Below are 21,835 nucleotides of genomic sequence, written 5' to 3' on the forward strand. Positions count from 1 at the left end.
GCTAACGCAATATAACAAAATTGTATCTTTTTTGTTAAATCCGACCTTGTGTGTGCTTGTCTATACAAGTATATCTAAATGCATCATCTGTCCCGTATGAGGAGCACACAATGTCGTCAGGTAAATACCGTCAGCAGGATGTCCGCGCCGCGCGCGGCACCACCCTTACCGCCAAAAGCTGGCTCACCGAAGCACCACTGCGCATGTTGATGAACAACCTTGATCCTGAGGTTGCGGAAAATCCCCACGAGCTGGTGGTGTACGGCGGCATTGGCCGCGCCGCGCGCAACTGGGAGTGCTATGACGCCATTGTTAAGGCCCTGACCGAACTGGAACACGACGAAACCCTGCTGGTGCAATCCGGCAAGCCGGTCGGCGTGTTTAAAACCCACAAAAACGCGCCGCGCGTGTTGATTGCCAACTCCAACCTGGTCCCACACTGGGCGACCTGGGAACACTTTAACGAACTGGATGCCAAAGGGCTGGCGATGTATGGCCAGATGACCGCGGGTAGCTGGATCTATATTGGCAGCCAGGGGATTGTGCAGGGTACCTATGAAACCTTCGTCGAAGCCGGTCGTCAACACTACAACGGCTCGCTGAAAGGCCGCTGGGTACTGACCGCGGGGCTGGGTGGCATGGGCGGTGCGCAGCCGCTGGCCGCGACGCTGGCTGGCGCCTGCTCGCTGAACATCGAATGCCAGCAGAGCCGCATCGATTTCCGTCTGCGTACACGCTATGTTGACGAACAGGCCGACAGCCTCGATGACGCGCTGGCGCGTATCAAAAAATACACTGCGGAAGGTAAAGCGGTGTCTATAGCGTTGTGCGGCAACGCGGCAGAGATCCTGCCGGAACTGGTGGCCCGCGGCGTGCGTCCCGATCTCGTCACCGACCAGACCAGCGCCCACGATCCGCTGCACGGTTATCTGCCAAAAGGCTGGACGTGGGAAGCCTACCAGCAAAAAGCAGAAACCGATCCTGAAGGCACGGTACTGGCCGCTAAGCGTTCAATGGCAGAGCATGTATCCGCCATGCTGGCGTTCAGCGAGATGGGCATTCCGACCTTCGATTACGGCAACAACATCCGCCAGATGGCAAAAGAGATGGGCGTAAATAACGCCTTTGATTTCCCGGGATTTGTTCCTGCCTATATTCGTCCGCTGTTCTGTCGCGGTATCGGTCCTTTCCGCTGGGTAGCCCTGTCCGGCGACCCGGAAGATATCTACAAAACCGATGCCAAAGTGAAGGAGATTGTCGCGGATGACGAACACCTGCACCACTGGCTGGATATGGCCCGCGAGCGCATTAACTTCCAGGGCTTGCCGGCGCGTATCTGCTGGGTTGGGCTGGCGTGGCGGCAAAAGCTGGGTCTGGCTTTTAACGAAATGGTGCGCAGTGGCGAAGTGTCTGCCCCGATTGTGATTGGTCGCGACCATCTGGATTCTGGCTCCGTCGCCAGCCCGAACCGCGAAACCGAAGCCATGCGCGACGGCTCAGACGCGGTCTCCGACTGGCCGCTGCTGAATGCCTTACTCAACACCGCCAGCGGCGCGACCTGGGTATCGCTGCACCACGGTGGCGGCGTGGGAATGGGCTTCTCCCAGCATTCCGGGATGGTTATCGTCTGTGACGGAACGGATGAAGCCGCCGCGCGTATCGCACGCGTGCTGCACAACGACCCGGCAACCGGCGTGATGCGTCACGCGGATGCGGGTTACGAGATTGCCATTGAATGTGCCACAGAGCAGGGACTGAACCTGCCGATGATCCCTGCCACACAAGGAAAGCATGAATGAACGCGTTAACACTCACTCCCGGCTCACTGACGCTCAAACAGCTGCGAAGCGTCTGGCGTCAGCCGGTCACGCTCTCGCTGGATGAAAGCGCCCATGCCGCCATTAACGACAGCGTGGCCTGCGTTGAAGCCATCATTGCTGAGGGGCGTACCGCCTACGGTATCAACACCGGTTTTGGTCTGCTGGCGCAGACGCGCATTGCCACGCACGATCTGGAAAATCTCCAGCGTTCGCTGGTGCTTTCCCACGCCGCAGGCGTTGGCCAGCCGCTGGACGACGAGATTGTCCGTCTGATGATGGTGCTCAAAATTAACAGTCTGGCGCGCGGCTTCTCCGGCATTCGTCTGAGCGTGATCCAGGCCCTGATAGCGCTGGTGAACGCGGAAGTCTATCCGTGGATCCCCGCCAAAGGCTCTGTTGGCGCCTCTGGCGATCTCGCCCCGCTGGCGCATATGTCACTGCTGTTGCTGGGGGAAGGCCAGGCGCGCTGGCAGGGAGAGTGGCTCCCGGCAAAAGAGGCGCTGAAAAAGGCCGGGCTAGCGCCAATCACCCTTGCGGCAAAAGAGGGGCTGGCGCTGCTTAACGGCACGCAGGCCTCCACGGCCTTTGCGCTGCGTGGTCTGTTTGAAGCCGAAGATCTGTTCGCCTCGGCCGTGGTGTGCGGTGCGCTGACCACGGAGGCGGTGCTGGGCTCGCGTCGTCCGTTTGACGCGCGTATTCATGACGTACGCGGCCAGCGCGGGCAGATTGACGCTGCCGCGATGTATCGCCATCTGTTGACGGAGACCAGTGAGATTGCTGATTCGCACCATAACTGCGACAAGGTACAGGATCCGTACTCGCTGCGCTGTCAGCCCCAGGTGATGGGCGCGTGTCTGACGCAGCTGCGCCAGGCCGCAGAAGTGCTGCTGGTGGAAGCCAACGCGGTGTCCGATAACCCGCTGGTGTTCGCCCAGGAAAACGAGGTGGTCTCCGGTGGTAACTTCCACGCCGAGCCCGTGGCGATGGCGGCGGATAACATCGCGCTGGCGATTGCCGAAGTGGGCGCCTTGTCCGAGCGGCGAATTGCGCTGATGATGGATAAGCATATGTCCCAGCTGCCACCGTTCCTGGTGCGCAACGGCGGGGTGAATTCAGGCTTTATGATTGCCCAGGTGACGGCCGCAGCGCTGGCGAGTGAAAACAAAGCGCTGTCGCACCCGCACAGCGTGGACAGCCTGCCAACCTCTGCCAACCAGGAAGATCACGTCTCGATGGCGCCGGCTGCCGGGCGTCGTCTGTGGGAGATGGCCGCCAATACCCGTGGCGTGCTGGCGGTGGAATGGCTGGCGGCGTGTCAGGGGATCGATCTGCGTGAAGGGCTGAAGTCCAGCCCGCTGCTGGAGCAGGCACGTCATGTGCTGCGTGAGCACGTATCGCATTACGATGATGACCGCTTCTTTGCGCCGGATATTGATAAGGCGATGCAGCTTCTGGAAGAAGGGCGTCTGGTGGGGTTGTTGCCGCCGGTGTTGTGATATTTTGCCCTCACCCTAACCCTCTCCCTGTGGGAGAGGGCGGGGGTGAGGGCATCAGCCCGCACGATTACGAATACATCGCCGTAATCGACGCGCTCCCCAGCGAATGGAAATGCATGTTAAACCCTACCATCGCGCCGCTCGCCCCTTCGTCGACCTCAATCTTCTCTACATCCAGCGCGTGCACCGTGAAGATATAGCGGTGCGTTTCTCCTTTTGGTGGCGCGGCGCCACCGTAACCGGCTTTACCAAAATCGGTGCGCGTCTGAATGGCACCTTCCGGCAGGGCGACCAGGTCGGAGCCGGAACCCTGCGGCAGGACGCGCGTATCGGCAGGCAGGTTGGCCACAATCCAGTGCCACCAGCCGGAGCCGGTTGGCGCATCCGGGTCGTAGCAGGTGACCACAAAGCTTTTGGTGCCCGCCGGTACATCGTCCCACGCCAGGTGCGGAGAGATATTATCTCCCTGATACCCCATGCCGTTGAAGACGTGGCGCTCAGGCAGTTTTTCGCCGTCGCGCAGATCTTTACTGATGATTTTCATACGGTTTGCCCTCGTTATTCACTCGTTCAGGAAGTGTAACGCATAGGGTCAAATCGTGAAATGCGCCGGAATGTTAACGGCTTCAACTACCGCGGCGATTAACGTGCGTAGCTGTTCAGCCGTGATGATATACGGTGGCATCAGGTAGATAAGCTTGCCGAAAGGCCGCACCCAGACACCCCGCTGTACAAAGAAACGCTGCAGCGCCGCCATATTCACCGGATGGGTGGTCTCAATCACGCCGATGGCACCCAGCACGCGCACGTCCGCCACGAAATTCGCCCCCGAGGCGGCGCTCAGCTCTTCTTTCAACTGCGCCTCAATCGCCGCCACCTGCGTTTGCCACTCGCCGTTTTGCAGGATCGCGAGACTTTCGTTTGCCACCGCGCAGGCCAGCGGATTGCCCATAAAGGTCGGGCCATGCATAAAGCATCCTGCTTCGCCGTTGCTGATGGTGTCGGCCACCTGGCGGGTAGTGAGGGTGGCGGAGAGCGTCATGGTGCCGCCGGTCAGCGCTTTCCCCAGGCACAGGATATCCGGTGTGATATCCGCATGTTCGCAGGCAAACAGCTTACCCGTGCGGCCAAACCCGGTGGCGATCTCATCGGCAATCAGCAGAATGCCCTCGCGGTCACACATTTTACGAATGCGTTTTAACCACTCGGGATGGTACATGCGCATCCCACCAGCACCCTGAACAATCGGTTCGAGGATCACGGCGGCAATCTCATGGCGGTGGGCGGCCATCAGCCGCGCAAAGCCGACCATGTCCATTTCATTCCACTCACCGTCGAAACGGCTCTGCGGGGCCGGGGCAAACAGGTTTTCCGGCAGATACCCCTTCCACAGGCTGTGCATGGAGTTATCCGGATCGCACACCGACATCGCGCCAAAGGTATCGCCATGGTAGCCGTTGCGGAAGGTCAGGAACCGCTGACGGGATCCCCCCCTGGCATGCCAGTACTGCAGTGCCATTTTCATCGCCACTTCCACCGCCACCGAGCCGGAGTCGGCAAGGAACACGCACTCCAGCGCATCGGGCGTCATCGCCACCAGACGACGGCAGAGATCAACCGCCGGTTGATGGGTAATGCCGCCAAACATCACGTGTGACATCTGGTCAATCTGCGCTTTCATCGCGGCATTCAGACGCGGATGGTTGTACCCGTGAATGGCCGCCCACCAGGAGGACATACCGTCAACCAGCGTCTCACCGCTGGCAAGCTGCAGTTCGCAGCCGTGGGCCGAGGCCACCGGGTAGACCGGAAGCGGGCGGGTCATGGAGGTGTAAGGGTGCCAGATATGCTGCTGGTCGAAGGCGAGATCGTCCTGGGTCATAATCGACTTGTAAACCATTTTGAAAAGTTTTAGGTTTACGAGTATAAACCGAACCGAAAATTAACAAAACCCTTTGGAGAAGCCCCATGGCTCACCACGCACGCTGGACGATGTCGCAAGTCACTGAATTATTCAATAAACCTTTCCTGGAGCTGATGTTCGAAGCCCAACAGGTGCATCGTCAGCACTTCGATCCGCGCCATGTTCAGGTCAGTACGCTGCTGTCGATCAAGACCGGTGCCTGCCCGGAAGATTGCAAATATTGCCCGCAGAGCGCGCGCTATAAAACCGGGCTGGAATCCGAACGTCTGATGGAAGTGGAGCAGGTGCTCGACTCCGCGCGTAAGGCGAAAAACGCGGGCTCTACCCGTTTCTGCATGGGGGCGGCATGGAAAAACCCACACGATCGCGACATGCCGTACCTGGAGCAGATGGTGAAAGGGGTCAAAGAGATGGGGCTGGAAGCCTGTATGACCCTCGGCACGCTGAACGAAGAGCAGGCGCAGCGCCTGTCTGCTGCAGGGCTGGATTACTACAACCACAACCTCGACACCTCGCCAGAGTTTTACGGCAACATCATCACCACCCGTACCTATCAGGAGCGTCTGGATACGCTGGACAAAGTGCGCGAAGCGGGCATCAAAGTGTGCTCAGGCGGGATTGTGGGGCTGGGTGAAACGGTGAAAGATCGCGCCGGTTTGCTGCTGCAGCTGGCGAACCTGCCGACCCCACCGGAAAGCGTGCCAATCAACATGCTGGTAAAGGTCAAAGGCACGCCGCTGGCGGATAACGAGGATGTCGATGCGTTTGATTTTATCCGCACCATCGCGGTCGCGCGCATCATGATGCCAACCTCATACGTCCGCCTTTCTGCCGGTCGCGAACAGATGAACGAGCAGACGCAGGCGATGTGCTTTATGGCTGGCGCTAACTCCATCTTCTACGGCTGCAAGCTGCTGACCACGCCGAACCCGGAAGAGGACAAAGACGTCCAGTTGTTCCGCAAACTGGGGCTGAACCCGCATCAGACCGAGGTGTTGGCGGGAGATAACGAGCAACAGCAGCAGCTGGAGCAGCAGATTTTCAACGCCGATACCGAACAGTTTTACAACGCGGCATCCGTATGACCTGGCAGGCTCGTATTCAATCCGCGCTGGAAGCGCGCCGGGCACGGGACGCTTTTCGCGTTCGCAGGGTAGTGGAAAACGGTGCAGGTCGTTTTCTGACCCACGCCCGGCGGCAGTACTGTAATTTTTCCAGCAATGATTATCTCGGCCTGAGCCAGCATCCGGCGATTGTCCGCGCCTGGCAGCAGGGGGCGGAACACTACGGCGTGGGCAGTGGCGGTTCGGGGCACGTCAGCGGCTATACGACAGCACATCAGGCGCTGGAAGAGACGCTTGCCGACTGGCTGGGCTATCCGCGCGCGCTGCTGTTCATCTCCGGCTTTGCCGCCAATCAGGCGGTGATTGCCGCGCTGATGGGCAAGGACGATCGTATCGCCGCGGACCGCTTAAGCCATGCCTCCTTGCTGGAGGCGGCGAGTCTCAGCCCGGCACAGCTGCGGCGCTTTGCCCACAACGATGCGCTTTCACTCGCCACGCTGCTGGATAAACCCTGTGCCGGACAACAGCTGGTGGTGACGGAAGGGGTGTTTAGCATGGATGGCGACAGCGCGCCGCTTCGTGCGCTGTCTGACGTTGCGAAACAGCAAAACGCCTGGCTGCTGGTGGATGATGCCCACGGTATTGGCGTGATGGGGGAGGAAGGTCGCGGTAGCGCCAGTCAGCAAGGCGTGAAGCCGGAACTGCTGATCATCACCTTTGGCAAAGGCGTTGGCGTGAGCGGGGCCGCCGTGCTGTGCAGCGAGTCCGTTGCCGATTATCTGCTGCAGTTCGCCCGCCATCTGATTTACAGCACCAGTATGCCGCCTGCGCAGGCGGTGGCGCTTTCTGCCTCGCTGGAGGTGATCCGCGGTGAAGAGGGGTCTGAACGGCGCGCGCGTCTGGCAGAACATATTCAGCGTTTCCGTCAGGGTCTGGATCGGCTTCCTTTCCAAAGCACCGATTCGCAGAGCGCCATCCAGCCCGTTATCGTGGGGGAAAACGGCCGCGCGCTCGCGCTGGCACAGACGCTGCGCGAACGGGGAATGTGGGTCACGGCCATCCGTCCGCCCACCGTGCCGCCGGGTACGGCGCGTCTGCGCCTGACGCTGACGGCGGCGCACACAGCGGAAGATATCGATGCGCTGCTGGAGGCTCTCCATGTCGCCAGTCAATAAACAGGCCATTGCGGCGGCGTTTGGCCGGGCTGCGCGCAGTTATTCGCAACATGATGAGCTTCAGCGTCAGAGCGCTCAGGGGCTGCTTGAGCTACTCGATGAGCGCAGTTTTCCGTTCGTACTGGATGCCGGATGCGGCCCCGGCGGCAACAGCCGCTACTGGCGCGACGCGGGAAGCCACGTCACCGCACTCGATCTCTCTGAGCAGATGCTGTTCGAGGCGCAACAGCAGCAGGCGGCGGACCGCTATCTGTCTGGCGATATTGAGTCGCTTCCGCTGCCGGATGCGCAGTTCGATCTGGTGTGGAGTCACCTGGCGGTACAGTGGTGCAGCAGCCTTTCGCAGGCGTTAAACGAGCTGTATCGCGTGGCGCGTCCGGGCGGAAAGGTGGCCTTTACTACCCTGCTGGAAAGCTCGCTGCCCGAGCTGAATCAGGCGTGGAAAGCGGTAGACGAACAGCCGCACGCCAACCGCTTTTTAGCGTATGACCAGGTGACGGACGCGCTGACGGGCTGGCGCTTTCGCAGCCAGGTACAAACCATCACGCTGAACTTTAGCGATGCGTTCAGCGCCATGCGCTCGCTGAAGGGCATTGGCGCTACGCATCTGCATGCCGGACGCGAGAGAAAACCACTCACGCGCGGGCAGTTGCAGCGTCTGGAGCTGGCCTGGCCGCAGCGGCGGGGCACGTTCCCGCTCTCTTATCAACTCTATCATGGGATTATCGAACGTGACTGAACGTTATTTTGTCACCGGAACGGATACCGAAGTGGGTAAAACGGTGGCCAGTTCCGCGCTGTTGCAGGCGGCACGTCTGCAGGGCAAAACCACCGCCGGGTACAAGCCCGTCGCCTCCGGAAGTGAGATGACGGCACAGGGATTACGCAATACCGATGCGCTGGCGCTACAGCGTAACAGCACGCTGCCGCTGGACTATGCGGTGGTGAATCCCTACACCTTTGCCGAGCCGACGTCGCCGCACATTATCAGCGCCGACGAAGGCCGCCCCATCGCGTTTTCCGTGCTCTCGGACGGCCTGCGCGCACTGGAACGCCAGGCTGACTGGGTGCTGGTGGAAGGGGCGGGCGGCTGGTTTACGCCGCTGTCGGACGAGCTGACGTTTGCTGACTGGGTCCAGCGCGAGCAGCTTCCGGTGATCCTCGTGGTCGGGGTGAAGCTCGGCTGTATCAACCACGCCATGTTAACGGCACAGGCCGTTCAGCAGGCCGGGCTGCGTCTGGCGGGCTGGATAGCCAACGACGTGGTCGCACCCGGTAAGCGTCATCAGGAGTATCTGACCACGCTCAGGCGGGTGCTTCCCGCGCCGTTCCTTGGGGAGATCCCGTGGCTCGCGGACGGTGCTGAGCACGCCGACAGCGGGCATTACCTCGACCTCAGTGCCTTGCTTCCCGCGACATCCAGTGGGCAATAAGCTCGTCATCCAGCTCGGTAACGTGGCCCTGGGCCACGTTACGCCCGCGATAAAGCATACAGAAGCGATCCGCTACCCGGCGGATAAACGACAGCTGCTGCTCGGCTAATAACACCGTCATCCCCAGCTCACGATTGAGTCGCGCCAGCAGATGGCCCAGCTTCTGAGCAAAGCTGTACCCTGCGCCCTGCAGTGGCTCATCCAGAATCAATACCCGCGGTCGGTTGACCAGCGCGTTAGCCAGCGCCAGCTGATACTGATCGTCCGGGGAGAGCCCGTTCGCCCGAATCTGTCGCAGTGCCCACAGTTGCGGGAACAGGTCATAGACATCGCTTTTTGCGCCCGAGTCCGTTGCCCCCGTCGCCCGCATGGCGATGTGCAAGTTTTCCTCAATGGTCAGTTGCGAAAAAATCCGTCGGTCCTGTGGCACGTAGCCAATCCCCGGCAGCACGCGTTGATCCGGCCTCTGACGCAGTAAATCGCAGGGGGGCGCACCGGCTTCGTGCCAGACGATGGTTCCGCTCTCGACCGGTAACGCGCCGGTGATGCAGTTGATGAGGGTGGTTTTCCCCATGCCGGGCAGGCCAATCACCCCTGTGCATAAGCCCTGTGGTAAATCCAAATCGACATTCCATAGCGTATGTTGGTTTCCGTAAAACTGATTGACTGCACGCAGACTCAACATCTTTCTCTCCTTAAAAAGGTATGTGGGTGAGGCTCGTTAATGAATCTGCAAATCTCCTGCCAGAACCGTTGAACTGATTAAAAAAGCGGCTTTTTTAGGATAATGCCGTCGCAAAACGACCGATCGATAACCTGATTGCACTGTCTCAGTGCCGGAACTGTTAGCGGTGGTGCAGGGCCCGAAATGGCTGAATTGTGAGCAAGATCTCATCGGTTGGTTATGAATGACTCAACTGATTATCAGCAAAAATTAGCTATAAAAATTTTTTGTCGCCGCTTCGTGGGAAAAACCGGGACTTTGCTGAGCGGCAGTCTGCATGGGCTGGACGCAGTTATCCACTATTCCTGTGGATAACCATGTGCATTAGAGTTAGAAAACACGCGATAAGCGAGAGAAGACGCGGCTTACGCCCAAATTGACGCGAAACACGGCTTAAGAAAATATCGCTTATTATTTAATTGGTTAGATAAAATCAATTGCCGTAATGAAAGTGTCACCTGTTGCCATAAAACTATCATTACCTGACTTGACAAATGTTAAAAATGAAAATGTTCTGGGGATAACCGGGTAGGACTGGTGTTTTATGTTGTCTCAGTCTAAATTTTGACCGGGAACGCGCTAATCATCCGGGCGCTATGCTAAATATCCTGACATGCTACTGGTTTTTCATCCAGTGTTTTTTACTGGCATTCCTGGCCACAACGAGTAAAATTACTCACCTGCCGCTTTTTACATCACCAGGTTGTCGCCCATGAGTAAACCGTTCAAATTGAATTCCGCTTTCCGTCCTTCAGGCGACCAGCCTGAGGCGATCCGTCGTCTTGAAGAAGGGCTGGAAGATGGGCTGGCACACCAGACGCTGCTGGGGGTGACCGGTTCGGGGAAAACCTTCACCATCGCCAACGTTATCGCTGACCTGCAACGCCCCACCATGGTGCTGGCGCCCAACAAAACGCTGGCGGCGCAGCTGTACGGCGAGATGAAAGAGTTCTTCCCGGAGAATGCCGTCGAGTATTTCGTCTCGTATTACGATTACTACCAGCCAGAAGCCTATGTGCCGAGCTCTGACACCTTTATCGAGAAAGATGCCTCGGTGAACGAACACATTGAGCAGATGCGTCTGTCGGCGACGAAGGCGCTGCTGGAGCGTCGTGATGTGGTGGTGGTCGCGTCGGTATCTGCCATCTACGGCCTGGGCGACCCGGATCTCTACCTCAAGATGATGCTGCACCTGACGCAGGGGATGATTATCGATCAGCGTGCGATTTTGCGCCGTCTGGCAGAGCTGCAGTACACCCGTAACGATCAGGCGTTCCAGCGCGGTACGTTCCGCGTGCGCGGCGAGGTTATCGATATCTTCCCGGCGGAATCGGACGATATTGCACTGCGCGTTGAGCTGTTTGATGAAGAGGTGGAGCGCCTGTCGCTGTTTGACCCGCTTACAGGCCACGTCGAGTCCGTCATTCAGCGCTACACCATCTATCCAAAAACGCACTACGTGACACCACGCGAGCGTATTGTGCAGGCGATGGAAGAGATCAAAGAGGAGCTGGCGGAACGCCGTAAGGTGCTGCTGGCGAACAACAAGCTGCTCGAAGAGCAACGCTTAAGCCAGCGTACCCAGTTCGATCTGGAGATGATGAACGAGCTGGGCTACTGCTCCGGTATCGAAAACTACTCACGTTTCCTCTCCGGTCGTGGGCCGGGCGAGCCGCCGCCGACGCTGTTTGACTACCTTCCGGCGGACGGGTTGCTGGTGATCGACGAATCCCACGTCACGATCCCGCAGATCGGCGGGATGTATCGCGGTGACCGCGCGCGTAAAGAGACGCTGGTGGAGTACGGCTTCCGCCTGCCGTCGGCGCTGGACAACCGTCCGATGAAGTTTGAAGAGTTTGAAGCGCTGGCACCGCAAACCATTTACGTTTCGGCGACGCCGGGCAACTACGAGCTGGAGAAATCGGGCGATGAGGTGGTTGACCAGGTGGTTCGTCCAACCGGGCTGCTGGATCCGGTCATTGAAGTGCGTCCGGTTGCGACCCAGGTGGACGATCTGCTCTCCGAGATCCGCGCCCGTTCGGCAATCAACGAGCGCGTGCTGGTCACCACGTTGACCAAACGTATGGCGGAAGACCTGACCGAATACCTTGAAGAACACGGCGAGAAGGTGCGTTATCTGCACTCGGATATCGATACCGTGGAGCGTATGGAGATTATCCGCGACCTGCGTCTGGGCGAGTTTGACGTGCTGGTGGGGATCAACCTGTTGCGAGAAGGTCTGGATATGCCGGAAGTCTCGCTGGTGGCCATCCTTGACGCCGACAAAGAGGGCTTCCTGCGTTCAGAGCGCTCGCTGATCCAGACCATTGGCCGCGCCGCACGTAACGTCAACGGTAAAGCGATTCTCTACGGCGATAAAATCACCCCGTCGATGGCGAAAGCGATTGGCGAAACGGAACGCCGTCGCGAGAAACAGCAGCGCTACAACGAAGAGCACGGCATTACTCCGCAGGGTCTGAACAAGAAGGTGGTGGATATTCTGGCGCTGGGTCAGAACATTGCGAAGACCAAAGCGAAAGGGCGCGGCAAGGCGCGTTCCGTGGTGGAAGAAGATACCGTCGCGCTGACGCCGAAAGCGCTGCAGCAGAAAATCCACGAGCTGGAAGCGCAGATGATGCAGCACGCCCAGAACCTGGAGTTCGAAGAGGCAGCGCAAATTCGCGACCAGTTGCATCAGCTGCGGGATCTTTTCATCGCCGCATCTTAGGTAAAGCAGCGTGTTTTCGCCCTCTCCCTGTGGGAGAGGGCATCAGGCCGCACAAAACGAGCCTAACCCAACTCCTGAATCGCCTTCTCCAGCGCGTCACGCAACAGGTGACGGTCATGACGGTATTTAATGTCGCTCGCTTCCAGCGGCTCCTGAATCACCACGCGATCGCCAATACCCGACACATCGACTTTCGGTCCTACGACAACCCCATCGATGATTTTCTTCCCGACGTACTGCTCCATCAGCTCCAGTTTATCCGCAAGCGACAGGCTGGCCGCTGCCGGACTCAATTCGCGGCCTAAATTACCGATGTACACCATCGGGGCGGGCGTTCTGCGCAGGGCCTGCGCCAGCTCTTTCACCAGTAAAATCGGCATCAGGCTGGTGTAAAAACTGCCCGGGCCAATCAGGATCAAATCCGCCTCGGCGATGGCCTCAACCGCTTCGCGCGTGGCGGGAACGGCCGGGTAAGTCATCAGCTCTTTCGGCGGCAGCGTAAGCTGGTCGATGTTCACTTCGCCGTACACTTCATGCCCTTCCACGTCGATGGCCATCAAATCGACCGGTTGTTCAGACATCGGGATCAGGAACGCATCCACTTTGAGCAGATTACGGATGAGATTGATCGCTTCCAGCGGGCGCACGCTCAGGTGATCCAGCGCTTTAAGCATCAAATTTCCAAGGTTATGCCCGGAAAGCTCCCCGTTACCGCCAAAACGGTACTCAAACATCGCCGAGGCGACGCTCGGTTCGGTAATTAACTGGTTCAGGCAGTTACGCATATCGCCCCAGGCAATGCCGCCTTCTGCACGTCGGATCCGCCCCGTAGAGCCGCCGTTATCCGTTGTTGTTACTATCCCTGTCAGTCTTGACCCGAGTGACGACAAAGAGGACATCACACGGCCCAGACCGTGGCCTCCGCCCAGTGCCACTACCCGGTCAAGATCCGCAAAAGTGCGATTGCGCATACCTATTCCTTATCACGTTCGATCTGCGTAACAGTACCCTAACTACCCCTAAAAGACGATGCCTCAGCCAGGGCAAAATGACGTATATCAATGCGAATCTGCTGTTTTGGCGTATTCTGTAACGAAAATGCACGATCTGGTCGCTATATACATATTTATATAGCGTTAAGCGGTAATGGCGAAAGGGTGATTTACGCGCTACTATCGCCATAACCACGTTTTCATATTTGAAAACATACACTCTAGCCCTGGCGCCTGTGTCGAAAGATATGGCGCCCTGGCCGTGGCAACTATGCCACCAGGGTACAGAAAGAAATGACTGTGCCTCCCGTATCTGGAAAGGTGTACATGGCTTCACAACTTACTGATGCTTTCGCGCGTAAGTTTTACTACTTACGTCTGTCGATTACCGATGTGTGCAACTTCCGTTGCACCTACTGTCTGCCCGACGGCTACAAACCGGGCAGCGTCACCAATAACGGCTTTCTCTCCGTGGATGAAGTTCGCCGCGTTACGCGTGCGTTCTCGGAACTCGGCACGGAAAAGGTGCGTCTGACCGGTGGCGAACCCTCTTTACGTCGTGATTTCCCCGACATTATTGCCGCTGTCCGTGAAAACGAACGTATCCGTCAGATTGCGGTGACCACCAATGGCTACCGTATGGCGCGCGATGTCGCCACCTGGCGTGATGCGGGCTTAACGGCCATTAACGTCAGCGTGGACAGCCTGGATGCCCGTCAGTTTCACGCCATTACCGGCCAGGATAAATTCCAGCAGGTGATGGACGGTATCGATGCCGCCTTTACCGCCGGGTTCGATAAGGTCAAAGTCAACACCGTGCTGATGCGTGACGTAAACCATCATCAGCTCGATACCTTCCTGGCGTGGATCAAATCCCGCCCCATTCAACTGCGGTTTATTGAGCTCATGGAGACGGGGGAGGGCAGCGAACTGTTCCGCCGTCATCACATCTCCGGCATGGTGTTGCGCGATGAGCTGCTGAAACGCGGCTGGATCCACCAGATCCGCCAGCGCAGCGACGGCCCGGCGCAGGTCTTTTGTCACCCGGATTACGAAGGGGAGATTGGGCTTATCATGCCTTACGAGAAAGATTTCTGCGCCAGCTGTAACCGCCTGCGCGTCTCCTCGGTGGGCAAACTGCATCTGTGTCTGTTCGGGGATGGCGGCGTTAACCTTCGCGATCTGCTGGAAGACGATGCGCAACAGGCCGCGCTGGAAGCGCGTATTTCTGAGGCGCTGACGCATAAAAAACAGACCCACTTCCTGCATCAGGGCAACACCGGCATTACTCAGAACCTGTCATACATTGGCGGGTAATCAGGCTTAAGAAGGAACCAGAAGATGAGTCAGGTCAGCGCGGAATTTATCCCGACACGTATTGCCATCCTTACCGTTTCCGATCGTCGTGGCGAAGAGGATGACACCTCCGGCCACTGGCTGCGCGAAGCCGCCCATGACGCCGGGCATAAGATCGTCGATAAAGCGATCGTCAAAGAGAACCGTTACGCCATACGCGCGCAGGTCTCCCAGTGGATTGCCAGCGATGAGGTGCAGGTGGTGTTGATCACCGGCGGCACCGGTTTTACCGCAGGTGACCAGGCGCCAGAGGCGCTTATCCCGCTGTTCGATCGCGAAGTGGAAGGCTTCGGCGAAGTGTTTCGCATGCTGTCGTTTGAAGAGATTGGTACCTCGACGCTGCAGTCACGTGCGGTGGCGGGCATGGCGAACAACACCCTGATATTCGCCATGCCGGGCTCGACCAAAGCCTGCCGCACCGCGTGGGACAACATTATCGCCCCGCAGCTGGATGCCCGCACCCGTCCGTGTAATTTTCATCCCCATTTAAAGAAATAAGCTATGTCGCAACTGACCCACATTAACGCCGCTGGCGAAGCGCATATGGTGGACGTTTCCGCCAAGGCCGAAACGGTCCGCGAGGCGCGTGCCGAAGCGTTCGTTACCATGCTGCCAGACACCCTGGCGATGATTATCGACGGCAGCCACCATAAGGGTGATGTCTTTGCCACTGCCCGCATCGCCGGGATCCAGGCGGCGAAACGCACCTGGGACTTAATTCCGCTCTGCCACCCGCTGATGCTCAGCAAGGTGGAGGTCAATCTTCAGGCCCAGCCAGAGCACAACCGCGTGCGCATCGAATCGCTGTGTCGTTTAACCGGTAAAACGGGCGTGGAGATGGAAGCGCTGACGGCGGCGTCTGTTGCTGCGCTGACCATCTACGATATGTGCAAAGCGGTGCAGAAAGATATGGTGATTGGCCCGGTTCGTCTGCTGGCGAAAAGCGGCGGCAAATCCGGTGATTTTAAGGTGGGCAGCCATGATTAAGGTGCTCTTTTTTGCTCAGGTGCGTGAACTGGTAAATACCGACAGCCTGACGCTGGACGCGACGTTTAAAGACGTTGCCGCACTGCGTGCGCATCTGGCGGCGCAAAGCGACCGTTGGGCGCTGGCGCTGGATGAAGGGAAGCTGCTGGCCGCCGTCAACCAGACGCTGGTGGAGTTTACCCATCCGCTGGCGGCAGGTGATGAAGTGGCCTTCTTCCCACCGGTGACGGGGGGTTGAGATGGCTGATACGCGAATTCTGGTTGGCCCTGAGCGTTTTAACGTCGGTACGGAATATCACTGGCTGGCAGAGCGCGATGAAGACGGTGCTGTGGTGACCTTCACCGGTAAAGTGCGTAACCACAACCTTGGCGACAGCGTAAAAGCGCTGACGCTGGAACACTATCCGGGCATGACCGAAAAATCTCTGGCTGCGATCGTCGAAGAGGCGCGAGGCCGCTGGCCGCTCGGGCGTGTGACGGTTATCCACCGCATCGGTGAGATGTGGCCGGGCGAGGAGATCGTTTTCGTGGGGGTGACCAGCGCCCATCGCGGCAGCGCGTTTGCCGCCGGGGAGTTCATCATGGATTACCTGAAAACCAAAGCCCCGTTCTGGAAACGTGAAGCAACGCCGGAGGGGGATCGGTGGGTTGAATCGCGCGACAGCGACAAACAGGCCGCCAGCCGTTGGTAACAGGTTTATGTGGATGTGTTAGTCTTAACGTGTGTGTCTACTTAATCAGGAGTGAATCATGGACCGATTTCCGCGTTCCGATTCGATAGTACAGCAGACCCGTAGCGGCCTGCAGACGTATATGGCTCAGGTTTATGGCTGGATGACGGTGGGCTTACTGCTTACCGCATTTATCGCGTGGTATGCGGCCAATACCCCTGAACTGATGATGTTTATCTTTTCCAGCAAAATCACCTTCTTTGGGCTGATCATTGCGCAACTGGCACTGGTGTTTGTGCTCTCCGGGCTGGTACAGAAGCTGAGTGCCGGGATGGCGACCACCCTGTTTATGCTCTATTCGGCACTGACGGGGCTGACGCTTTCCAGCATTTTCATCGTCTATACCTACTCCTCTATTGCCAGCACCTTTGTGGTCACCGGCGGGATGTTTGGTGTGATGAGCCTGTACGGTTACACCACCAAACGTGACCTCAGCGGTCTCGGCAACATGCTGTTCATGGGGCTTATCGGGATTGTGCTGGCGTCGCTGGTGAACCTGTGGCTGAAGAGCGACGCGCTGATGTGGGCGGTGACCTATATCGGGGTGGTGATTTTCGTTGGCTTAACCGCCTACGACACTCAGAAGCTGAAAAACATCGGCGAGCAGATTGACGTGCGCGACAGTTCCAACCTGCGTAAATACTCAATTCTGGGCGCCCTGACGCTGTATCTGGATTTCATCAACCTGTTCCTGATGCTGCTGCGTATTTTCGGCAACCGTCGCTAAGGTAGCTTTGCGAGGTGGCGGTGCGGTCTGGTGCCCTCACCCTGACCCTCTCCCACGGGAGAGGGAACAAACACTAAAAACGGCAACAAAGTTGCCGTTTTGCTTTTATTTTGCCATCGCCTTCTCGTTCTTCGCTCTTAGCTTCTTCGCCCGGCTCTCAAGCACCAGATAACAGACCGTGGCCAGCGCCAGCGGCAGGAAGTAATAGAGCATGCGGTAGGCGAGCAGGGCGGCGATAATCGTCCCATGAGATACATGTTCTCCGGCAAGCAGGGCGATAAATACCGCTTCCAGGACCCCAATCCCGGCCGGAATATGGACGATCACCCCGGCGATACTGCTCACCAGCAGCACCCCCAGCACGAAGAAATAGTTCACATCTTCACCAATGAGCAGCCAGATAATTGCCCCCATCGCCATCCAGTTGGCGCTGGAGACCGCCATCTGCAGCACGGCAAATTTCCATGAGGGTAACACCAGCTTTTGCCCTTTGATGGTCATATGGCGGCGTCTGGCAAAGGCGCAGGCCCAGAGATACAGGGCGATAATGAGCAGGAGCGCGAAACCCAAAATCCGCAGCGTGGCTTCATCGATATACCAGTGTGCGGGCAACTGCACCACGCCGATGGTAAAGATCACCCCGCCCAGCAGAATATAACCCAGCCAGTTGGTGGTAATGCTCAGCGAAAATATACGCGTGATGGTCCCACCGGGCAGTCCCAGGCGCGAGTACAGGCGATAGCGCATGCCAATCCCCCCAACCCAGGTGCTGAGCGTCAGGTTAAAGGCGTAGCAGATAAACGACACCAGCATGACCTGGCGTTTTGCCAGCTTGTGGCCGCAGTAGGCGCGGCCCAGCAGGTCGTAGCAGCCGTACATCAGATAGCTGACAATCACCAGCCCAACCGCTCCCAGCAGAACCATCCGGTTGTAGTTGCGGATGACTTTCCACACCTCTTCCCAGTCCACCTTTTGCGCGTAAACCACCAGCAGCACCGCAACGGCAATAAAAAACAGCCAGGTCAGGATCTTTTTCGCCATTCGCCAGCGTGGATGCGATTTAGACATCAGGTTTTCCCTCCATCTTCCGCCTCAATGCGGTCCTGGGTTTCCATCTCGGGTTGAACAGGCGGATCCACCAGCGCAAGTTTCGGGGTATGCGCCGGCAGCCAGCCTACCATCGCCGGGAAATGGCGCAGGAAGTGGAACACCACTACGCTGATCCCCAGATTCCACCAGGTGCGTTTAGGCACCATGGACTCATCCACGCGCACGCAGTCGTTCACGATCAGCCCCTGCAGGTTATCCCGCAGGGTCTGGTTAAACTGGCGATCGTGAATGATCAGGTTCGCTTCCAGGTTGAGCGACAGGCTCAGCGGATCGAGGTTACTGGAGCCGACGGTTGCCCAGTGATCGTCCATCAGCGCGACTTTGCCGTGCAGCGGTCGGCGACGGTATTCGTAGATCTGCACTCCGCCTTTGAGCAGGTAGTTATAGAGCAGTCGCGCGCCGACTTTGACGATGGGCATATCCGGCTCGCCCTGTACAATCAGCTTCACGCGGACGCCGCGTCGGGCAGCACTGCGCATGGCGTGCAGCAGCCGGTAGCCCGGGAAGAAGTAGGCGTTGGCGATGATCACTTCGCGTTTGGCATTCGCCAGCATTTTCAGGTAGTGGCGCTCAATATCGTCCCGGTGCTCGCCGTTATCCCGCCAGACGAACAGCGCCTGCGCTTCGCCGGGCTTCCGGTTCTCTTCCGGGCGATGACGGCGCTTCCACCAGCGTCGGGCGGCCTCTTTGCCGGGCAAGTTTTCCAGTTCAAACAGCAAAATGTCCTGAACCACAGGCCCTTCGATGCGGATGGCGTAATCCTGCTTGGCCTCCGGGCCGTAGTCAGACATATGCTCGGCGGAGTAGTTAATGCCACCGACAAACGCCACCGTCTCATCAACGACGACGATTTTGCGGTGCATCCGGCGAAAGAGATTGGTACGCATGCCGAACAGGCGAGGGCCGGGATCGTAGTAGCGAAACACGACGCCTGCGGCAGTGAGCTCATTCACGAACGCATCGCTAAGATCGGGCGAGCCATAGCCATCCAGCAGCGCTTCAATTTTGACGCCGCGCTGGGCGGCGCGCAGCAGCACGCTGTGCAACTGTTTGCCAACCTCATCTTCAAACCAGATAAAGGTCTCGAGGATCACTTTATGCTGCGCGCGGTCTATCGCATCAAAAACGGCGGGGTAATATTCGTCCCCGTTGACCAGCAGCGTGATCCGGTTGCCTTCCTGCCAGGTACATTTCATAAGTGGATCTCCGCGCTCAGCGGGGCATGGTCGGAAAGGTGGCGCCAGTTAAGCAACGCCAGCGCGGTCGGGCTGCTGGCATGGGCGTTTTTCACATAAATGCGGTCAAGTCTCAGCAGCGGGAAACGCACCGGAAACGTGCGCGCAGGTCTGCCGTGTGCGCGGGTGAAAATCTCCTCCAGCCCGGCCTCCACTTTCAGGGGATGGTTAGCTCGCTGCCGCCAGTCGTTAAAATCGCCAGCCACCACCACCGGTTCACCGTCGGGCAGGGCGTTGGTCCACTCGGCCAGCATCTGCAGCTGCGCCTGCCGGTGCGCTTCCCGCAGACCAAGATGGACGCAGCCAACATGTACCGGAAAATCGAGGTCTGGCGGGGTGATACGGCAGTAAAGTAGCCCACGCTTTTCGCTTTCGCCGACGGAGACGTCCCGGTTCTCGTAATGTTCAATAGGATAACGCGACAGCACCGCATTTCCGTGATGACCTTCAGGATAGACCGCATTGCGGCCGTAAGCGTAATCACTCCACATGGTGTCGGCCAGAAATTCGTAGTGGGGCGTGTCGGGCCAGTTTTCGAAGTGCATCGGATGGACCTCGTGCGCGCCCATCACTTCCTGCAGGCAGACAATGTCCGCGCTGACGGTGCGAACCGCGTCGCGCAGCTCCGGTAAAATGAAGCGGCGATTAAATGCTGTGAAGCCTTTATGAATGTTTATCGTCAGCACTTTAAGCGAGAAATGCTGCATTTTTTTGGTCATAAGCTCCTTCCTGAGTGACTATCCCGATGAAAATAAAGTGTAGTCGTCGTCACAAAAAGATGCGGTGTTACGGAATTTTCCGTAAAGTGCGGTAGTCTGATTAAGCAGAGAAAAATCCTTCAGGAGAGAAGCCATGAAGTGGCAACAACGTGTTCGTGTCGCAACAGGTCTAAGTTGCTGGCAGATAATGTTGCATTTACTGGTCGTGGTCGTACTGGTGATGGGCTGGATGAGCGGCACGCTGGTGCGTGTTGGCTTAGGACTATGCGTCCTCTATGGCGTCACCGTGCTGTCGATGTTGTTCCTGCAGCGCCATCATGAAGCGCGCTGGCGCGAGGTGGGTGATGTGCTCGAAGAGCTCACCACCACCTGGTATTTTGGTGCCGCGATGATTGTGCTGTGGCTGCTGTCCCGCGTGCTGCAAAACAACCTGCTGCTGGCGCTGGCCGGTCTGGCCATTCTTGCAGGGCCTGCGGTGGTCTCTTTGCTGGCCAAAGAGAAAAAGCTACGCAATGTTGCGTCTAAACATCGCGTACGCCACTGAACCCGTCGTGGCCGCTATGACCAGTAGCGGCCACAAACTTCCCCAGATAATATCCAGACTCGCATCCTTCAGATAAATTTGCTTGGTGATATCCGTAAAGTGACGAATCGGGTTTATCCACGTCAGATCCTGTAACCACACCGGCATATTCTCAACTGGCGAAACATACCCGGAGAGCAGGATGGCCGGCATCATAAAGACAAACACCCCAATAAACGCCTGCTGCTGCGTGGAGCAGAGCGCGGAAATCAGCAGGCCAAACCCGACCAGCGACAGCCCGTAGATCACCATCGTGAAGTAGAACAGCGCCAGCGACCCGGCAAACGGGATCTGGTAGGCCCAGATCCCTACGCCCAGCACGATCGTGGCCTGGAACGTGGCAACAATCAGGGCGGGAACCGCTTTACCGACGAAGATTTGCCAGGTCGCCAGCGGGGAGACCAGAAGCTGATCGAGCGTACCTTGCTCGCGTTCGCGGGCGACGGACAGGGAGGTGACGATCATCACCCCAATGGTGGTGATCATGGCGATCAGCGAGGGCACCACAAACCATTTGTAGTCCAGGTTTGGGTTGTACCAGTTACGTACCACCAGCTCGCTGTTGTTGGGCTTCGGTTTTCCCTCCATCAGCTCCTGCTGATAATCCTTTACCACCTGTTGCAGGTAGTTCGCGGCAATCTGGGCGCTGTTGGAGTTACGCCCGTCGAGGATCAACTGCATGGGCGCGGGCTGGAAGGTGTCCAGATTGCGGGAAAAATCGGCCGGAAAACGCACCAGCAGCAGCGCTTTCTGGGTATCGATGGTCGGCTGGATCGCCTGCGGGCTTTTCAGCAGCAGGATATGGGTAAACGCCTTCGCCCGGGCAAAGCGCTGGGTCAGCTCGACGGAATGTTTACCGTTGTCTTCGTTGTAAATCGCGATGGTGGCGTTGGTTACCTCAAGCGTGGCGGCAAAAGGGAACAGAAACACCTGGATGAGCACCGGTAACACCAGAATGGCGCGGGTTTGCGGCTCGCGTAGCAGCGATTGCAGCTCTTTGCGTATTAACGTCCATAAACGGTGAAACATGT

The 21,835-nt window shown here is 58.0% G+C and carries 22 protein-coding genes and 1 riboswitch; of the genes, 14 read left to right on the forward strand and 8 right to left on the reverse strand.

Annotated elements, in window-relative coordinates; genetic code table 11:
• The first annotated feature begins 110 nt into the window (after positions 1-110).
• Complete coding sequence (gene hutU, locus ACTJJI_RS02665; protein ID WP_014831137.1) at positions 111-1,799, forward strand: urocanate hydratase; 1,689 nt, start codon at positions 111-113, stop codon at positions 1,797-1,799.
• Entirely contained in the window at positions 1,796-3,316 is a 1,521-nt protein-coding gene (hutH, locus tag ACTJJI_RS02670) for a histidine ammonia-lyase (protein WP_236276191.1), read from the forward strand. Before hutU ends, hutH begins: the two co-directional genes overlap by 4 nt.
• Before the next feature lie 67 nt (positions 3,317-3,383).
• Here hutH and ACTJJI_RS02675 read toward each other — a convergent pair whose 3' ends face one another.
• Positions 3,384-3,860 (reverse strand): kinase inhibitor, encoded by a 477-nt coding sequence (locus tag ACTJJI_RS02675; RefSeq protein ID WP_440652941.1) that lies wholly within the window; start codon positions 3,858-3,860, stop codon positions 3,384-3,386.
• Between the two features lie 48 nt (positions 3,861-3,908).
• Entirely contained in the window at positions 3,909-5,216 is a 1,308-nt protein-coding gene (gene bioA, locus ACTJJI_RS02680) for an adenosylmethionine--8-amino-7-oxononanoate transaminase (protein WP_440652943.1), read from the reverse strand.
• Between the two features lie 68 nt (positions 5,217-5,284).
• On the opposite strand from bioA, the gene bioB reads away from it, so the two are divergent.
• From bioB to bioD, 4 genes are read left to right on the forward strand one after another with little or no spacing between them, the layout of a single operon-like run.
• Positions 5,285-6,325, forward strand: a complete 1,041-nt coding sequence (bioB, locus tag ACTJJI_RS02685; RefSeq protein ID WP_014831141.1) for a biotin synthase BioB — start codon at positions 5,285-5,287, stop codon at positions 6,323-6,325.
• Entirely contained in the window at positions 6,322-7,479 is a 1,158-nt protein-coding gene (gene bioF / locus ACTJJI_RS02690; protein ID WP_440652946.1) for an 8-amino-7-oxononanoate synthase, read from the forward strand. Before bioB ends, bioF begins: the two co-directional genes overlap by 4 nt.
• Positions 7,463-8,218 (forward strand): malonyl-ACP O-methyltransferase BioC, encoded by a 756-nt coding sequence (gene bioC / locus ACTJJI_RS02695; RefSeq protein ID WP_118283156.1) that lies wholly within the window; start codon positions 7,463-7,465, stop codon positions 8,216-8,218. Before bioF ends, bioC begins: the two co-directional genes overlap by 17 nt.
• Entirely contained in the window at positions 8,211-8,912 is a 702-nt protein-coding gene (gene bioD, locus ACTJJI_RS02700; RefSeq protein WP_395999818.1) for a dethiobiotin synthase, read from the forward strand. Before bioC ends, bioD begins: the two co-directional genes overlap by 8 nt.
• On the opposite strand, the gene ACTJJI_RS02705 is transcribed toward bioD, so the two are convergent.
• Complete coding sequence (locus ACTJJI_RS02705; protein ID WP_063412253.1) at positions 8,875-9,597, reverse strand: ABC transporter ATP-binding protein; 723 nt, start codon at positions 9,595-9,597, stop codon at positions 8,875-8,877. The genes bioD and ACTJJI_RS02705 overlap by 38 nt on opposite strands.
• Before the next feature lie 751 nt (positions 9,598-10,348).
• Between ACTJJI_RS02705 and uvrB the strand changes: the two genes are divergently transcribed.
• On the forward strand, positions 10,349-12,364 hold the full coding sequence (gene uvrB, locus ACTJJI_RS02710) for an excinuclease ABC subunit UvrB (RefSeq protein WP_013097496.1): 2,016 nt from the start codon (positions 10,349-10,351) through the stop codon (positions 12,362-12,364).
• Positions 12,365-12,426: 62 nt separating this feature from the next.
• On the opposite strand, the gene yvcK is transcribed toward uvrB, so the two are convergent.
• Positions 12,427-13,335 carry a uridine diphosphate-N-acetylglucosamine-binding protein YvcK gene (gene yvcK, locus ACTJJI_RS02715; RefSeq protein ID WP_014831146.1) on the reverse strand — a complete coding sequence of 303 codons (909 nt, stop codon included), beginning with the start codon at positions 13,333-13,335 and terminating at the stop codon, positions 12,427-12,429.
• Positions 13,336-13,561: 226 nt separating this feature from the next.
• Positions 13,562-13,696: riboswitch (molybdenum cofactor riboswitch) on the forward strand.
• On the opposite strand from yvcK, the gene moaA reads away from it, so the two are divergent.
• The 6 genes from moaA to ACTJJI_RS02745 all read left to right on the forward strand — a co-directional run bounded on the left by moaA (position 13,684) and on the right by ACTJJI_RS02745 (position 17,157).
• A complete protein-coding gene (gene moaA / locus ACTJJI_RS02720; RefSeq protein ID WP_048338818.1) occupies positions 13,684-14,673 on the forward strand; it encodes a GTP 3',8-cyclase MoaA in 990 nt (329 codons plus the stop codon). Its footprint overlaps the riboswitch before it by 13 nt.
• A 24-nt stretch (positions 14,674-14,697) precedes the next feature.
• Positions 14,698-15,210: a molybdenum cofactor biosynthesis protein B gene (gene moaB / locus ACTJJI_RS02725; protein WP_013097493.1), complete on the forward strand. Its 513-nt coding sequence runs from the start codon at positions 14,698-14,700 to the stop codon at positions 15,208-15,210.
• Between the two features lie 3 nt (positions 15,211-15,213).
• Entirely contained in the window at positions 15,214-15,699 is a 486-nt protein-coding gene (moaC, locus tag ACTJJI_RS02730) for a cyclic pyranopterin monophosphate synthase MoaC (RefSeq protein ID WP_047362375.1), read from the forward strand.
• A complete protein-coding gene (gene moaD / locus ACTJJI_RS02735; RefSeq protein ID WP_014831149.1) occupies positions 15,692-15,937 on the forward strand; it encodes a molybdopterin synthase sulfur carrier subunit in 246 nt (81 codons plus the stop codon). Before moaC ends, moaD begins: the two co-directional genes overlap by 8 nt.
• Position 15,938: 1 nt before the next feature.
• A complete protein-coding gene (gene moaE, locus ACTJJI_RS02740) occupies positions 15,939-16,391 on the forward strand; it encodes a molybdopterin synthase catalytic subunit MoaE (RefSeq protein ID WP_050859859.1) in 453 nt (150 codons plus the stop codon).
• Positions 16,392-16,449: 58 nt separating this feature from the next.
• Positions 16,450-17,157, forward strand: coding sequence for a Bax inhibitor-1/YccA family protein (locus tag ACTJJI_RS02745; RefSeq protein WP_014831151.1), 708 nt, complete (start codon positions 16,450-16,452; stop codon positions 17,155-17,157).
• A gap of 105 nt (positions 17,158-17,262) precedes the next feature.
• Here the strand turns inward: ACTJJI_RS02745 and ACTJJI_RS02750 are convergent, their stop codons facing one another.
• The 3 genes from ACTJJI_RS02750 to ACTJJI_RS02760 are packed head-to-tail and all read right to left on the reverse strand — an operon-like array spanning position 17,263 to position 20,221.
• Positions 17,263-18,225, reverse strand: a complete 963-nt coding sequence (locus tag ACTJJI_RS02750) for a lysylphosphatidylglycerol synthase domain-containing protein (protein WP_013097488.1) — start codon at positions 18,223-18,225, stop codon at positions 17,263-17,265.
• A complete protein-coding gene (gene clsB, locus ACTJJI_RS02755) occupies positions 18,225-19,463 on the reverse strand; it encodes a cardiolipin synthase ClsB (RefSeq protein WP_014831153.1) in 1,239 nt (412 codons plus the stop codon). Before clsB ends, ACTJJI_RS02750 begins: the two co-directional genes overlap by 1 nt.
• Positions 19,460-20,221, reverse strand: a complete 762-nt coding sequence (locus tag ACTJJI_RS02760) for an endonuclease/exonuclease/phosphatase family protein (RefSeq protein ID WP_014831154.1) — start codon at positions 20,219-20,221, stop codon at positions 19,460-19,462. The genes clsB and ACTJJI_RS02760 overlap by 4 nt, the downstream gene beginning before the upstream one ends.
• 133 nt (positions 20,222-20,354) lie before the next feature.
• Here ACTJJI_RS02760 and ACTJJI_RS02765 point away from each other — a divergent pair, with 133 nt between their 5' ends.
• Positions 20,355-20,765 carry a YbhQ family protein gene (locus ACTJJI_RS02765; protein ID WP_440652953.1) on the forward strand — a complete coding sequence of 137 codons (411 nt, stop codon included), beginning with the start codon at positions 20,355-20,357 and terminating at the stop codon, positions 20,763-20,765.
• On the opposite strand, the gene ACTJJI_RS02770 is transcribed toward ACTJJI_RS02765, so the two are convergent.
• The gene (locus tag ACTJJI_RS02770; protein WP_014831156.1) at positions 20,727-21,833 is read right to left on the reverse strand and encodes an ABC transporter permease; all 1,107 of its coding nucleotides are present in this window, start codon (positions 21,831-21,833) and stop codon (positions 20,727-20,729) included. The two genes, ACTJJI_RS02765 and ACTJJI_RS02770, sit on opposite strands and share 39 nt — an antisense overlap.
• Positions 21,834-21,835: the final 2 nt, after the last annotated feature.

The sequence above is a fragment of the Enterobacter sp. 22466 genome, from assembly GCF_052044775.1.
Lineage (GTDB): Bacteria > Pseudomonadota > Gammaproteobacteria > Enterobacterales > Enterobacteriaceae > Enterobacter > Enterobacter dissolvens.